This is a genomic window from Flavobacterium aquidurense, assembly GCF_001404985.1.
In the GTDB taxonomy this organism is placed as follows: Bacteria; Bacteroidota; Bacteroidia; order Flavobacteriales; family Flavobacteriaceae; genus Flavobacterium; species Flavobacterium aquidurense_B.
The window spans coordinates 377591-392706 of record NZ_JRLF01000012.1 but is presented as its reverse complement, the minus strand read 5'-3'; the positions used below and the strand labels follow the sequence as shown (position 1 = coordinate 392706).

Below are 15116 nucleotides of genomic sequence, written 5' to 3'. Positions count from 1 at the left end.
CTGGCACAGTAATTGGATATCTCACAATATTAATCTTAATATGATTTAAAATGAAAACTAAACTACTTTTTATAGCCCTGCTAACACTAGGTTTTAGTTCTGTACAAGTACAAAGCCAAACTACTGTATATGCAAAAAATTCAGATATAAGCGATAATTTAGATTTAAGAGCCGTTGCCTCTATGTTTGGAGAATCAGCGAATCTACAGGATTTTGAAAGACGTTTGAATGACCCAAAATATCAAATTTCAAATCTTGACTTAAATGACGACAATGAAGTTGATTATTTAAGAGTGATAGAATCAGTAGAAAACAGAACCCATGTTGTAATTATCCAGGCTGTTTTAGATCGTGATGTTTATCAGGATGTTGCTACAATTGATGTAGAAAGAGATAATTATAATAAAGTTAGCGTTCAGGTTGTTGGTAACACTTATTTGTACGGAGACAATTACATCTACGAGCCGGTTTATAGCGTTGCTCCGGTAATTTACAGCTCATTTTGGGTTACAAATTACAGACCATATTATTCTACATGGGGTTGGAATATGTATCCAACTTATTATGCAGCATGGAGACCTTACCCAATTTACAGATATAGAAACAACATCAATATATGTATCAACGTAAATAATCATTACAATTATGTAAATACAAGAAGAAGTTATGTTGCGCCGGTTTTATACCAATCCAGACGTACCTACGGTTACGAAACAAGACGTCCTGACTATAGCTTTGCTCAAAGACATTCGAATGTGTCTAACAGATATGATCTGGATCAAAGACGTGTTGCAAGCAGAGAATCAGGCAGAAGCCAAAATTACGGCACAAACAGATCAAATACAGGAAGAGTATCTTCAACAGACAACAGAACTGCTCCAAACAGAAATTATGCTGAAAACAGAACTAATACTGACAGAAGCTATAATACAAATCGTTCAGTGTCTTCTGACAGAAACACATCGAATCCTGTAAACAATTCTCCAGTAAATAATCCTGTAAGAGTTGAAAGCACTCCAAGAACAGAAAACAGAAGAGATTATAGTCAGAACAATTCGAATGTTTCAAGAGGGAAGTCGCAAAGTCCGGTTAATACTACCAGACCTGCTCCAACTCAAAGAACTGAAACTTCCAGAAGTTATTCTGATAACAGAGGGAATTCAGAAAACAGAGGATCTTCAATGAGAACTCAAAATACGCAACGTTCTGAAGCTCCAAGAGCAAGTCAGGAATCAAGAAGCAGCCAGCCTCAAAGAGAAAGTGGTGCGGGAGGAAGAAGCGCAGGAGGAAGAAGAGGTTAATAATAAATTCGCATTTCTAAATAAAAAACTAAAGCACAATTTGACGATTGTGCTTTTTTTTATCTTTTTAATTATAATTGATGCTAATTTGTTTTAAAACAGTAAATTTGCAACCGTCTTTTATAAAAACATACATGAGCGCATCGCATAAAAACTTACATAGTAAGTTGTCTATAGGGGGTTTATTGATAACATTAGGGATTATTTATGGGGATATTGGTACTTCTCCATTGTATGTAATGAAAGCCATACTTGGTGAATACGCCATTAATTCTGACATTGTTCTGGGTGGAATTTCTTGTGTTTTCTGGACTTTGACCCTACAAACTACCATAAAGTACGTTCTTATTACCTTAAGCGCTGATAATCACGGCGAAGGTGGTATTTTTGCACTGTACGCACTGGTCAAAAAAACTAAAATTCAATGGCTCATCGTGCCCGCCATAATTGGTGGAAGTGCCTTGCTTGCCGATGGAATTATAACCCCTCCTATTTCGATATCATCTGCCGTAGAAGGAATCAGAGCTTTTTATCCTACAATGCAAACTGAAACAATTGTATATATTGTTATCGGAATTTTGTTCATATTATTTACCATACAACAATTTGGAACCAAGCTGGTTGGAAAGTTTTTTGCTCCAATGATGCTAATTTGGTTTGCTATGTTGGGAACTCTTGGAACTATCCAGATTATAAATCATCCGGAGGTAATAAAAGCAGTAAATCCTTATTATGCTTACCATTTATTATCGATTCATCCTGATGGTTTCTTCGTACTTGGTTTTGTGTTTTTATGTACAACGGGTGCAGAAGCTTTATACTCTGACATGGGACACTGTGGAAGAAAAAATATCAGAATTAGCTGGATTTTCGTAAAAACAACTTTAGTACTAAACTATTTTGGTCAGGCAGCTTATCTAATTCATCATGAAGGAAGCACTTTACAGCAATTAGGTGGAGAAAACGGAAACCCTTTTTACCTCATCATGCCACATTGGTTTCTTCCGTTTGGGATTGTTGTTGCAACTTTAGCAGCTGTTATTGCTTCTCAAGCACTTATTAGCGGTTCATTTACTTTGATAAATGAAGCAATGCGACTGAATTTCTGGCCAAAGGTAAAAATCAAATATCCTACTGAAGTCAAAGGACAATTATACATCCCGTCGATTAACTGGTTATTGTTTTTTGGTTGTGTTGGAATCGTGCTGCATTTCGAAAAATCAGGCAACATGGAGCATGCCTATGGTCTTGCTATCATTCTATGTATGATTATGACCACTATTTTACTTAATTATTATTTAATAATGAAAAGAGTAAAATTGTATTTGATGGTACCGCTTATCACAATTTATTTATTGATAGAATTTAGTTTCTTAATTGCTAATATTACCAAATTTGCTGAGGGTGGTTATGTAACCCTAATCATTGCCATGATTCTGATTTCGATTATGACGATTTGGTATCTGGCTAAGAAAATTAATAAAAGCTACACTAAAATCATCAAAATTGACGATTATAAAAAAGTATTAATGGAGTTGAGTGAAGACTTATCAATTCCTAAATATGCCACGCATTTGGTTTACATGACCAATGCAAATCGTGTTGATGAATTAGAGGAAAAAGTAATTTATTCTATATTACAAAAACGTCCTAAAAGAGCTGATATTTATTGGTTTGTACATGTAAACATTCTTACTGAACCTTATAAAACACAATATAAAGTTACTGAGATTGCGAAAGATGATATCTACAGAATCGATTTTAACCTAGGTTTTAGAGAACCTACAAAAATCAATTTAATGTTCAGGGAAGTAATTCGTGATATGGTAAAACGCGGAGAAGTAGATATTACAAGCCGTTACGAATCATTGAACAAAAACAATATTATTGGTGACTTTAAATTTGTATTGTCCGAGAAATTCCTATCGAATGACAACGATTTAAGATGGCACGAAAACATTATCATGAACTCTTATTTCTTTATCAAGAAACTGAGTTTATCTGAAGAAAGAGCATTTGGTTTAGACAGTAGTTCTGTAAAAATAGAGAAATTTCCTATGGTGCTTCACGCTCCGGAAAATATCGGACTAACGAGAATTATAAAATAAACACTTATAAAATACATCAAAAAAACACTCTTTTAAACTTTATCAGAGTGTTTTTTTTCTTTTAAGAGAAGTTAAAACAAGAATCAAAATTAAAAATTTAACTTTCAATCAATTAATAGTACCTTTGCAACTCAAATAATTAAAATGAGATTACACAGAAATTTAGTTTATACTACCATCGATTCTTTAAATGCAATTTTCAATGAAGGAGAATATGCAGACAAAGTGGTAGCAAGAGCATTAAAAAAAGACAAACGTTGGGGAAGTTCTGACAGGAAGTTTGTTGCTGAAACGATATACGAAATTGTTCGTTGGAAACGATTATACTCAGAAATTGCCGAAGTAAAAGAGCCTTTCGACAGAGAAAACTTATGGAGAATGTTCGCAGTTTGGGCTGTATTAAGAGGATATCCAATTCCGGATTGGAAACAACTGGAAGGAACTCCGGAAAGAAAAATAAAAGGACGTTTTGATGAACTTTCTAAAATCAGAGCATTAAAAGAATCTATTCCGGACTGGATGGATGAACTAGGTGTGAAAGAATTAGGTGAAAAAGTTTGGGCTACAGAAATTGCGGCTCAAAACCAACCTGCAAAAGTGATTTTAAGAACCAATACGCTTAAAGGAACAAAAGAAAGCCTTAGAAATACTTTGATGGATTTGAATATTGAAACAGAATATTTAAAAGATCAACCTGAAGCTTTAGTGTTAAAAGAAAGAGCTAATGTGTTTTTGACAGATGCTTTTAAACAAGGACTTTTTGAGGTTCAGGATGCAAACTCACAATTAGTTGCCGGTTTCCTGGATGTAAAACCAGGAATGCGTGTGGTAGATACTTGTGCAGGAGCAGGAGGAAAAACATTGCACATTGCTTCTTTAATGGAAAACAAAGGACAATTGGTTGCAATGGATTTGTACGAAAGCAAATTGAAGCAATTAAAATTAAGAGCAAAAAGAAATGGCGCTTTTAATATTGAATACCGTATCATTGATACTACAAAAGTGATTAAAAAACTACACGAAAAAGCAGATCGTGTTTTAATTGATGCACCATGTAGTGGTTTAGGAGTTTTAAAAAGAAATCCGGATGCCAAATGGAAATTACAACCTGAGTTTATTGATAACATTCGTAAAGTTCAGGCAGAAGTTTTAGAAAGCTATTCTAAAATTGTAAAGCCGGGCGGAAAATTAGTTTATGCAACTTGTTCTGTTTTACCATCAGAAAATCAGGAACAAGTAGAAAAATTCTTAAAAACTGAAATCGGAAAACAATTTACTTTCATAAAAGATCGTAAAATTTTAGCTTCAGAGTCTGGTTTCGACGGATTTTACATGGCATTATTAGAACGTAAAAATGCTGTAGTAATAGCTGAATAAACTCAAGATTACTTTATAAAAAAAGCCTTTAGAATTATCTCTAAAGGCTTTTTTTTGTTATATGATAATTATAGCAAACTTGGTTTACGTAATAATTTCCCGTTTTCATTTTCTTTAAATTTAGGAACAAAAACAATTTCCTTTGGTTTTTCGTATTTATCCAGGACATCAAAAAAGTCTGAAGCAAAATCTTGCTTTTCGCCTTCGATAACCAAAATTAATTTTTCGCCTAAATTGGTATCAGGAACTCCGGTGACAAAAAATCTCGTGTTTATTTTACTAATCAGCTTTGCTTCAATCTGCTCCGTAATTAGCTTTACTCCTCCACTATTTACGACATTATCAATTCGACCTAAAAATATAAATTGATTTTCTCTTACTACCTCAACTAAATCATTGGTAACAATAGGCTCTTCAGAAATAGTTGGAACGGTAATAACCAGACATCCACGATCATCCTGGGCAATTTTTACATTTGGCAAAACTGTAAAAACATTTTCTCCTACCTTCTTCGCTGCAATATGAGTAATCGTTTCAGTCATACCATATGTCTCATATACTTCTGTTTTAAGTAATGGTAAAACTTTTTCCTCTAAGGAAGCATCCATTTTAGCTCCACCAACTATTAGTTTTTTAATGTTTTTTAGCGCTTCTATAGAATTTTGAACTTGTAAGGGAACCATTGCCACAAAATCATAGACTTTTGAATTTAGCGCCAAAGGATGTGTACTTGGTTCTACGATATCTAGTTCAAGTCCTAAAATTATACTTCGCACCAACATCATTTTGCCGGCAATAAATTTTACAGGCAAACAAAGTAAAGCTTTATTTCCAGGCTCTAATTTAAAAAAGTCACCTGTCGCTAAAGCCGACTGGATCATAGCTTGTTTTTCTAATTGCACCAATTTTGGTAATCCCGTTGTTCCGGAAGTTCTCATTTCGATATATTCCTTATCATCGAACCAATCCAGTAAAAATTCACCAATCACCTGTTCGTTGCTGTTACCTTCTTTTATATAATCATAAGCAACACGGCGCAACTCCTCTGCGTTTAAATGAAAACCATTTATTTTAAAATAATTGTGAACATTTTTATGTGTTAAATGTGACATGATATTATTGATTTGAAATTTCTAAAACATTTATTTTCCCAGTTAATTTTTCTTTCCAGTTTGTCCATTTGTATTTTTTACTAAAAATAAAAAGCAAAATAGGATAAATTACTACCACAGGAAGTATTACATCAAGACCGGCAGAAGGATCTGACATATCTTTAAAAAGAGAGTGCGTCTGAAAAACCGACCAATCTGAAGTAACCAACAAAGCGCCAACCAAATTATTGGCAGCATGAAAACCTAAGGCCAACTCTATACCTTCATCCATAAGGGTAATAACTCCTAAAAATAATCCTGTACCAATATAATAGATCATAATAACGTAACCCATTTTTGTTACTTCCGGATTAAAAACGTGCATAGAACCAAATATGAGTGACGTCATCAACAACGGAAACCATCTGTTCTGTGCCAAATTAGCAAATCCCTGCATCAAATAACCTCTAAAAACATATTCTTCGGTACTGGTTTGTATTGGTATTAAAATCGATCCTACAGCAACTAAAACTAAAAAAGGGATCAATTTAAAATTCCATATAAAATTCTCAGGAGCTTTTAAGTATACAGCCAGAAAACTTAAAACAGAAAAGAAAGACCATAAAAAAAAGGAAAAACCAACACGTTTCCAATCTACTTTATTTCTTGAGGTCGTAATTGACAAAAATGTTTGATGATGCAAATACTTTACCACATAATAAATTCCTGCAAGTGCAAAAACAAAAGATATCATTACCAGAAATAAGGTCATATTAGGCTCGAATACTTTCATAACAGCAGCATTATCTGTTGGAAAAACCTCTTTACTGCTAAAAGTTTTATATAACACTGCAACCGAAAAAGGAATCTGACCAATAAATGACGCAATAATAATTAAAACTGACCCTATAAGATATAGCCAAAATTTATTCTGAGGTTTAATTCCTTGTTCTAAAAACATATTTATAATAATTTAAAAATGAGAATTCGATTTGATAAGTAAATCTTATTTTTGGTCTTGCTAAAATACCGATTTTTTAGTTTAATTATCTTACAACACTTTAAATTTACTAAAATGATACAAATTTACCATAATCCTCGTTGCGGAAAATCAAGAAACTGTCTTGCCTTTATTGAACAAACAAATCAGGAATATGAAATAATACCTTATTTAACAGAAACCCCAAGTTTTGACGAACTTAAAAAACTTTTAGAAAAACTAAACCTTCAACCAATTGAATTAGTACGTATTAAGGAAAAAATCTGGATTGAAAATTACAAAGGGCAAGAACTAACAAACGACCAGATCATTCAGGCAATGATTGATAACCCAATTTTGATTGAACGTCCAATTGTTATAAAAGACGGAAAAGCTATTATAGGAAGGGATTTGGATCGTGTAGCCTCTTTTTTAGATTGATTATAAAGAAGCGTATTAACATATTTTTGTGATTTCTCTCTTTAAACCAAAAGCTACATTTGCGGTCTAAAAAGTAATTGAAACCAAAAATAACAATGAAAAAAATCAAATTTGCTGTATTGCTTGTATTCTTTCTTACAAGTTTTTACAACTATGCACAACAGGAACCACCTGCCAAAAACAAAGTAAAAGTAACGGGAAAAGTTTTCGAAAAAGTAAGCAAACAACCCCTTGAATATGCAACAATTTCAATTACTGCACCAAATGACACTAAAGTTATTGCGGGCGGAATCACAAATCCTAAAGGGGAATTTGATGTTGCAGTTGCGCCGGGAACTTATGATATAAAAATTGAATTTATTTCGTTTAAAGCTACTGAAATCAAAGGAAAGAATATTCAGGATGATACAAATCTAGGCGTTGTGAATTTATCTGAAGATGCAGCACAATTAAATGAAGTTGTTATTCGTCAGGAAAAATCGACAGTAGAAATAAAACTAGACAAAAAAGTATACAATGTTGGTCAGGATATGATGGTCAAAGGCGGAACTGTAAGTGATGTTTTAGACAACGTGCCTTCTGTTTCTGTTGATACGGAAGGAAATGTAAGCTTAAGAGGAAGTGATAATATCAGAATATTAATTGACGGTAGACCGTCTAATGCCATCAATGTTGCCGAAGCTTTACGTCAGCTTCCTGCCGATGCTATTGACAAAGTAGAAGTAATCACCAACCCATCTGCACGTTATGATGCCGAAGGTGGTTCAGGAATTATCAATATCATTCTTAAAAAAGGAAAAAATCAAGGTTTTAACGGAACTTTTATAGCTTCTACAGGACTTCCGGAAACTTATGGCGCAAGTGCCAATTTGAATTATAAGACTGAAAAATTCAACTATTTTACTACAGCTGGATACAACTACAGAACCAATGAAGGTGCTGGTTTAACTAATTCTGAATATTTTAACCCAGACGGTACAACCAAAAATTTCCTGGACGAAGATCGTGATACTAAAAGAACCAGAGAAGGTTTTAACGGAAGAGCTGGTATCGAATGGACCGTTGCACCAAACACTTTTTGGACAAACGCCATCAATTATCAAAAAAACACTGGTGAAGACAGGGATTTAATCAATTATAATAATTTTGATGCAGGTCGTAATTATACCGGTTCAACATATCGTTTAAATACCGGAGATACCGGAAGTGAAAATGTAGAATATACTTCGAACTTAATTAAAAATTTCAACGATAAAGGTCATAAATTAACCGCTGATTTATCTATTTCAAGAAATACCGACGATAGCAATAGTGTTATTACAGGTTCAGATAATTTCAATAATACTCTAAACAATCAGGTTCAGAAACAAGTACAATTACAGGCAGATTATGTGTTGCCTTTAGGAAAAGGAAGCCAGTTTGAAGCTGGATATAAAGGAAGTTTTGGAGATTTGAATAACGAATATTTTGTTCGTGATGATCAGGGAGAAGCACTTCCTAATTTATCAAATACCTTAGAATACAAAGAGAACATCAATGCACTTTATACTTCATATGGTTTTAAAGTAAATAAATTTTCTTATTTGTTTGGTTTACGTTGGGAAGACACAAACATTCAGGTCAATCTATTAGATTCGAACGATTTTAACACTAAAAAATACAACAACTTGTTTCCAAGTGCATTTATTAGTTATGAAATCTCTGATCAGAGTAATTTTACGGCAAGTTACAGCAAGCGTTTATCAAGACCCAGAGGACGTTTTATGAATCCGGCGGTAAATTACTCCAGTAATATCAACATTTTTCAAGGAAATCCTGACTTAGATCCATCTCTTACGGATAAATACGATATTGGCTATATCAAACGTTGGGATAAAGTAACCTTTAATACTTCGGCTTATTTTGAAGATACTAAAGATGTTTTTAGTTTTGTTCGATCTCCTACGGGTGAGAATGTAAACGGAATTCCTGTTATTCTAAGCCGACCAATAAACTTAGGAAAAGAACAAAAATTTGGTTTTGAATTTACACTAAATTACACTCCGTTTAAATGGTGGAAATTAAACAGTAACTTCAATCTTTATAACGTAAAAACAACTGGAGAAAACAGCTATAAAGATGCAAATGGTTTACTTGTAGTACAAAATCTGGACAATCAGGCAAATTCATGGTTTGCCAGAATCAACTCAAAAGTAACTTTACCATACAAAATAGACTGGCAATTAACCGGTATGTATAACGGTGAGCAAAAAACTGCTCAGGGTAAAAACCTAGGTCAGTTTGGTATGAACACTGCTTTAAGCAAAGATGTACTGAAAGACAAAGCTACAATTGCTTTTAATATTAGTGATGTTTTCAATTCAAGAATCATGAAATCATATACTTATCTTGAAAACCAAACGTCTTATGGTGAAATGCAATTTCGTAAGCGTCAGTTCAACTTATCGTTTACTTATCGTTTCAACAAAGCTAAAAGTGATAGAGAAAAACCGGGAGCACCTAAAAATGAAGGTGACGGCGGCGGAGAATTCCCTGGATAATATTCAACAAATAACTTATAACAGGACTCGTGAAAACGGGTCCTTTTTTTATGAGTTAAAAAACATAAAGCATAAAAAAAAGGACTCGTAAAAACGGGTCCTTTTTTTATGAAGACAATTTAAAATTAAATTGCTTGTTCTTGTTTCTTTTTTGCTCTTTTCTCTTTGATTAGTTCCCAGCTTGCTCCCGTAACCCAATAAGATACGAAACCAACTAAGAAAAACATCAACCAAAACCCTATAGTTAGTATGGTCAAGAAAAGTAAAAAACCTAAGTACTGTGAAAATTCAAACATGTTTTCCGGAATTTTTGAATGTAAGCACAAATGTATGTTTTATATTTTTCGTTAGCAATAAAAACCAAATCAATTTTCGTAAAATCACAATAATCCGTATATTTAAACTCATTTTAAATAAGCTTTTTTCTCGATAATTATTTAACTATCTAAACTAGAAGATTATGAGTGTTTTCAGGAGCTATTTCCCGCTATCCATTACAATCTTTTATGGCGAACCCCGCCATAAAAGGATTTCCACTTCTATCGGGGCTATGAAAACCGTTTTCACAATAAGTTTCAATCATAAAGAAGAAAAATCCGTTCAATCCGCGTCACATTTAGCACAACATTTCACAAATTACATATAAACATTTTACATACAACATCATGAAATACAGAATAGAAAAAGACACGATGGGCGAAGTTCAGGTCCCGGCTGATAAATATTGGGGAGCACAAACAGAACGTTCCCGAAACAATTTTAAAATTGGAGCTTCAGCGTCTATGCCACAAGAAATCATAGAAGGTTTTGCTTATCTAAAAAAAGCTGCCGCTTACGCCAATGCTGATTTAGGAGTTTTACCTGCAGAGAAGCGTGATGCAATTGCGGCAGTTTGTGATGAAATTCTGGCTGGAGAATTAAAAGATGAATTCCCGCTTGTAATTTGGCAAACAGGTTCAGGAACACAAAGTAACATGAACGTAAACGAAGTTGTCGCGAATCGTGCACAAGTTTTAAAAGGTTTCAATATTGGCGAAGGCGAACCCTTTATAAAAGCAAATGACGATGTAAACAAATCACAATCATCAAATGACACCTTCCCTACTGCAATGCATATTGCAGCGTACAAAATGGTAATTGAAACTACTATTCCTGGAGTAGAAAAACTTCACGCTACTTTAACAGCAAAAGCAAATGAATTTGCAGCTGTTGTAAAAATTGGCCGTACACATCTTATGGATGCTACACCATTAACTTTAGGACAGGAAATTTCAGGATATGCCGCTCAATTATCTTTTGGATTAAAAGCAATTAAAAATACTTTATCTCATTTATCAGAAATCGCTTTGGGCGGAACCGCAGTAGGAACCGGATTAAATACTCCAAAAGGATATGACGTAAAAGTTGCCGAATATATTGCAAAATTCACCAACCTGCCTTTCGTAACTGCCGAAAATAAATTTGAAGCCCTGGCAGCACACGATGCGATTGTTGAAACTCACGGAGCATTAAAACAATTGGCTGTTTCTCTAAACAAAATAGCAAATGATATTAGAATGCTGGCATCAGGACCACGTTCCGGAATTGGAGAAATTCATATTCCTGAAAATGAACCGGGATCTTCTATCATGCCGGGAAAAGTAAACCCAACCCAATGCGAGGCTTTAACAATGGTTTGTGCACAAGTTATTGGTAATGATATGGCAATTGCTGTTGGCGGAATGCAGGGACATTATGAATTAAATGTTTTTAAACCTGTTATGGCGGCTAACTTCCTGCAATCGGCACGTTTATTAGGAGACGCCTGCATTTCATTTGACGAACATTGTGCTCAGGGAATCGAACCCAACTACAAACGTATCAAAGAATTGGTAGATAATTCACTGATGCTGGTTACGGCTTTAAATACCAAAATAGGCTATTATAAAGCTGCCGAAATTGCGCAAACCGCTCATAAAAACGGAACAACCCTAAAAGATGAAGCTGTTCGTTTAGGTTATGTAACTCCGGAAGATTTTGATGCCTGGGTTAAACCAGAAGAAATGGTATAAAAAAGTTTTCAGTTTTTAGTCACAGTTTTCAGTTCTTAGAATCGGTCAAACTTTGTAAAAGTTATGCACTGAGAACTGAAAACTGAGACTTTTTACTTATTTCCCGTCTACGTAATCTTGTAAATAACTAAATCTTTCTGTTAGTTTTCCTTTTTCGGTAATTTTAGCGCGTTTTAGAATTCCGTCTTTATCACCATTAAAGAAAGCTGGGATCACGTGTTCCATAAACTGTTCACCAAACCCTTCACTAGCATCTTTTGGGATCTCACACGGTAAATTATCAACTGCCATTACGACAACCGCTGCCGGATGAAAAACCTCAACTTCTCTATCTTCCAAAGGAAAATATCCATAAATAGGTTCTTCAATTGTCGAGGAACGCAACGTACACGCAATTGGACCCTTTACATCACAAGAAATATCAGCAACGACTTTTAATTTACAATCACTGGCATTCAGCATTTCTCTGGTTAAAATCATTGGAGCTCCAGTAGCATAAAAATGTCCTGCAAAATAAATATCTGATACTTTTGTAAACTTTTCAAAGTCAGAAACATATTGATCCGGATGCGCAACAAAATCATTAAAATCAATAACTTCGCCGTCTATTCGTTTATTATATTCTAAAACATCTAACTGAACGTAAACGGGTTGTGCGTAATTTTTACTTAAATAATTTTCAACCGTAATTTCTTTTACTTTAATGGCATCGAGAATTTCTTTTGCTCCATTTCCCACTTTTCCGGTTCCGGTAACTACAAATTTTAGTGCTGGCAAGTTAATACGTTTCAAGTGCATGATCAATGCATCTTTTCCGGCAAGGGTTTCTGCTTTGGGTAATTTAAATAATTCAAATTTTATTCCAAAAGCACGAATTCCGTTATAAACACCAACCATTCCGGCATATTTTCCGAAACCAATTAAACGACGATTTTGATCATCAACAATTGTTTCATGATCATATAGATCAATATTTTTCTCTAAAATTGCTTTTATCAGCTTCTGATTATAAGGCTGTTTCTTTATAGTATGAGAAAAAAAGAAATAGGCTTTATTTGGAATCAAATTTTCAACAGGAACTTCTTTTACGCCAAACAATACATCACAATCAGAAACATCATCTGTAATCGTAATTCCCAAACTTTTATATTGAACATCTGAAAAAATCCTAATATCCGAACTCTCTACTTCAACAACAGCATCATGATATGTTTGTTTAAGTTTTGCAAGTTCATTTGGTGAAAACACAACACGTCTGTCCGGCGGACTTTTTCTTTCTTTTATAATTCCAAATTTCATTTATAGCTGATTAAAATAATTATTAATATAACTTTTTAAGTTCAATTTGTTTCAAATATAACAAATTTAGTTAAAGTTTTGTTGTTAAAATACAATTTAGAATGTTTTGAAACCGTTAGGAGCTGACTTACAATCAACTAATTAAACAAAGTCTTAATTTTTTGTTAAAAAAACGTTTGCAATAATCGAAAAAAGCCAAAACATAAATATTGAATTCTATATATTTGTTTTTAAAGAACGATGAAAATGATTTTCCTTAAAAAAACAAAGATACCACAAATACTTTTCTCAATACTAGTTTTGAGCTCTTGTGGTAATGACAAAAAGACTCAAATAAATACAACTCCTGAAGTCGAAGATACTTTACCTAAAATGAAACCGTTAGGTCCGGAAACTAAGATTTCGCAAGCTTACATAAATTCAGTAACAGGACGAATAAATCATTTTTATGTTAAAAACTGGCCTAACAATAGTATGAACGGAAGTTTTTTAGTGGCAAAAAACGGTCAGATTATTTTTGAGAGATATAATGGTTTTGCCAATAAAAATGAAGGAACTAAAATTACAGCAGAAACACCTGTACAAATTGCTTCTGTCAGCAAAGTTTTGACTGCAACTGCAGTTTTGAAATTGGTAAATGCCGGTAAAATTGATTTAGACCAAAAAGTAAATACAATTCTGAAAACATTTCCATATGAGGATTGTACTATCAGGATGCTTTTAAGCCATCGCAGCGGAATGCGTAATTATGCCTATTTTACAGATCACGACAAATCTGTTTGGGACAGGCACAATCAACTAACCAATAAAGATATCTTAGATATTTTAGCAACAAAAAATGTTGGATTAGAATCAAGAACCGGAACACGTTTTAGCTATTGCAATACAAATTATGCCATGCTTGCGCTTATTATTGAAAAAATCACTGGACTGACTTATAAAGAAGCGATGTCTCAAATGATTTTCAAACCTTTAGGAATGACGCATACTTATGTTTTTGACGATGATAAGGAAAGAAAAAAAATTGTTCCGTCTTATAAAGGTAATGGTGTAGAGATTGGTTTTGATTATCTGGATAATGTTTACGGAGATAAAAACGTTTTTTCTACAGTACGAGATCTTTTAAAATTTGACAGGGCAAGAAATGCCCCCGGATTTTTAAAGCCGGAACTTTTAAAACAAGTTTATACTGGTTACAGCAACGAACGCAAAGGAACAAAAAATTATGGTCTTGGTATTAGAATGATCAATTGGGATTCCGGACAAAATTATTACTTTCACAACGGTTGGTGGCATGGTAATACCTCATCGTATATTCCGTTGATGAAAGAGCATGTTACTATTATTGCTTTATCAAATAAAATGACCAGAAACACTTATGCGGTTCGTAAACTGGCTCCAATTTTTGGTGATTATCCGTTTAAATTTAAAGATGAAGAATAATATTATTTTTCTGCAAAATTTATTACAAACCTAACTTCAAATAGTATAAATTTGCAAACTCATTTTTGGGGTCGACTGGTTTTGACAGCAAGTCGAATTGAAAAGTAAGCACGTCGAGCATTGAGACCTTGCTCGTAAATATAAGATCTTACAATTTTACACGGCGAAAATAACTACGCTTTAGCTGCATAATCCGAATTATAGTAAGATTAAGCCACGTCCCTATCAGATAGGGAAGCTGGATTCTCCTTGAAAGCCTTGGTTTGTGGCGGTCAGTACAGGGGAACCGTAAAAATAGACCTAGATTTCCATGAGCTTCGGGTGGATATCGAAATTAAGAAGATAAGTGTTGAGTGGTTGTTCCTGACCTAGCTTAACATCGAAAATCCAATCAGGAAATAAACGCGTAGAAAGCTCTTTAGTTGCTTGTTTGGACCCGGGTTCGATTCCCGGCGACTCCACAAAAAAAATCGCAATTACCTATAA

The 15116-nt window shown here is 33.9% G+C and carries 11 protein-coding genes and 1 other RNA gene; 8 read left to right on the top strand and 4 right to left on the bottom strand.

What is annotated here, in order from left to right:
* The first annotated feature begins 50 nt into the window (after positions 1-50).
* The 3 genes from RC62_RS13495 (at position 51) to RC62_RS13485 (ending at position 4786) form a co-directional block, all read left to right on the top strand.
* Complete coding sequence (locus tag RC62_RS13495; protein WP_055095989.1) at positions 51-1301, top strand: hypothetical protein; 1251 nt, start codon at positions 51-53, stop codon at positions 1299-1301.
* Positions 1302-1435: 134 nt separating this feature from the next.
* Complete coding sequence (locus tag RC62_RS13490) at positions 1436-3409, top strand: KUP/HAK/KT family potassium transporter (RefSeq protein ID WP_055095987.1); 1974 nt, start codon at positions 1436-1438, stop codon at positions 3407-3409.
* Positions 3410-3553: 144 nt separating this feature from the next.
* Entirely contained in the window at positions 3554-4786 is a 1233-nt protein-coding gene (locus RC62_RS13485) for an RsmB/NOP family class I SAM-dependent RNA methyltransferase (protein WP_055095985.1), read from the top strand.
* A gap of 68 nt (positions 4787-4854) precedes the next feature.
* Here RC62_RS13485 and RC62_RS13480 read toward each other — a convergent pair whose 3' ends face one another.
* Together RC62_RS13480 and RC62_RS13475 are read right to left on the bottom strand one after the other, a co-directional pair.
* Positions 4855-5898 (bottom strand): AMP-binding protein, encoded by a 1044-nt coding sequence (locus RC62_RS13480; RefSeq protein WP_055095983.1) that lies wholly within the window; start codon positions 5896-5898, stop codon positions 4855-4857.
* 4 nt (positions 5899-5902) lie between these two features.
* Entirely contained in the window at positions 5903-6838 is a 936-nt protein-coding gene (locus RC62_RS13475; RefSeq protein ID WP_055095980.1) for a CPBP family intramembrane glutamic endopeptidase, read from the bottom strand.
* A 114-nt stretch (positions 6839-6952) separates the two neighbouring features.
* On the opposite strand from RC62_RS13475, the gene arsC reads away from it, so the two are divergent.
* Together arsC and RC62_RS13465 are read left to right on the top strand one after the other, a co-directional pair.
* Positions 6953-7297, top strand: a complete 345-nt coding sequence (gene arsC, locus RC62_RS13470) for an arsenate reductase (glutaredoxin) (protein ID WP_055095977.1) — start codon at positions 6953-6955, stop codon at positions 7295-7297.
* A 95-nt stretch (positions 7298-7392) separates the two neighbouring features.
* Positions 7393-9837, top strand: a complete 2445-nt coding sequence (locus RC62_RS13465; RefSeq protein ID WP_055095975.1) for an outer membrane beta-barrel family protein — start codon at positions 7393-7395, stop codon at positions 9835-9837.
* 125 nt (positions 9838-9962) lie between these two features.
* On the opposite strand, the gene RC62_RS22885 is transcribed toward RC62_RS13465, so the two are convergent.
* Complete coding sequence (locus tag RC62_RS22885) at positions 9963-10133, bottom strand: hypothetical protein (RefSeq protein ID WP_055095973.1); 171 nt, start codon at positions 10131-10133, stop codon at positions 9963-9965.
* Positions 10134-10502: 369 nt separating this feature from the next.
* Between RC62_RS22885 and fumC the strand changes: the two genes are divergently transcribed.
* Positions 10503-11888, top strand: a complete 1386-nt coding sequence (gene fumC / locus RC62_RS13455) for a class II fumarate hydratase (protein ID WP_055095971.1) — start codon at positions 10503-10505, stop codon at positions 11886-11888.
* A gap of 96 nt (positions 11889-11984) precedes the next feature.
* On the opposite strand, the gene RC62_RS13450 is transcribed toward fumC, so the two are convergent.
* Positions 11985-13187 carry an NAD(P)-dependent oxidoreductase gene (locus tag RC62_RS13450; protein ID WP_055095969.1) on the bottom strand — a complete coding sequence of 401 codons (1203 nt, stop codon included), beginning with the start codon at positions 13185-13187 and terminating at the stop codon, positions 11985-11987.
* A gap of 240 nt (positions 13188-13427) precedes the next feature.
* On the opposite strand from RC62_RS13450, the gene RC62_RS13445 reads away from it, so the two are divergent.
* Positions 13428-14630 carry a serine hydrolase domain-containing protein gene (locus RC62_RS13445; protein ID WP_055095967.1) on the top strand — a complete coding sequence of 401 codons (1203 nt, stop codon included), beginning with the start codon at positions 13428-13430 and terminating at the stop codon, positions 14628-14630.
* A gap of 67 nt (positions 14631-14697) precedes the next feature.
* Positions 14698-15094, top strand: a transfer-messenger RNA (tmRNA) gene (gene ssrA / locus RC62_RS22775).
* The last annotated feature ends 22 nt before the right edge of the window (positions 15095-15116 follow it).

Bases quoted from the DNA above. Each gene is read 5' to 3' on its own strand.
- RC62_RS13495 (WP_055095989.1), top strand. From the start codon at position 51: ATGAAAACTAAACTACTTTTTATAGCCCTGCTAACACTAGGTTTTAGT.
- RC62_RS13490 (WP_055095987.1), top strand. From the start codon at position 1,436: ATGAGCGCATCGCATAAAAACTTACATAGTAAGTTGTCTATAGGGGGT.
- RC62_RS13485 (WP_055095985.1), top strand. From the start codon at position 3,554: ATGAGATTACACAGAAATTTAGTTTATACTACCATCGATTCTTTAAAT.
- RC62_RS13480 (WP_055095983.1), bottom strand. From the start codon at position 5,898: ATGTCACATTTAACACATAAAAATGTTCACAATTATTTTAAAATAAAT.
- RC62_RS13475 (WP_055095980.1), bottom strand. From the start codon at position 6,838: ATGTTTTTAGAACAAGGAATTAAACCTCAGAATAAATTTTGGCTATAT.
- arsC (WP_055095977.1), top strand. From the start codon at position 6,953: ATGATACAAATTTACCATAATCCTCGTTGCGGAAAATCAAGAAACTGT.
- RC62_RS13465 (WP_055095975.1), top strand. From the start codon at position 7,393: ATGAAAAAAATCAAATTTGCTGTATTGCTTGTATTCTTTCTTACAAGT.
- RC62_RS22885 (WP_055095973.1), bottom strand. From the start codon at position 10,133: ATGTTTGAATTTTCACAGTACTTAGGTTTTTTACTTTTCTTGACCATA.
- fumC (WP_055095971.1), top strand. From the start codon at position 10,503: ATGAAATACAGAATAGAAAAAGACACGATGGGCGAAGTTCAGGTCCCG.
- RC62_RS13450 (WP_055095969.1), bottom strand. From the start codon at position 13,187: ATGAAATTTGGAATTATAAAAGAAAGAAAAAGTCCGCCGGACAGACGT.
- RC62_RS13445 (WP_055095967.1), top strand. From the start codon at position 13,428: ATGAAAATGATTTTCCTTAAAAAAACAAAGATACCACAAATACTTTTC.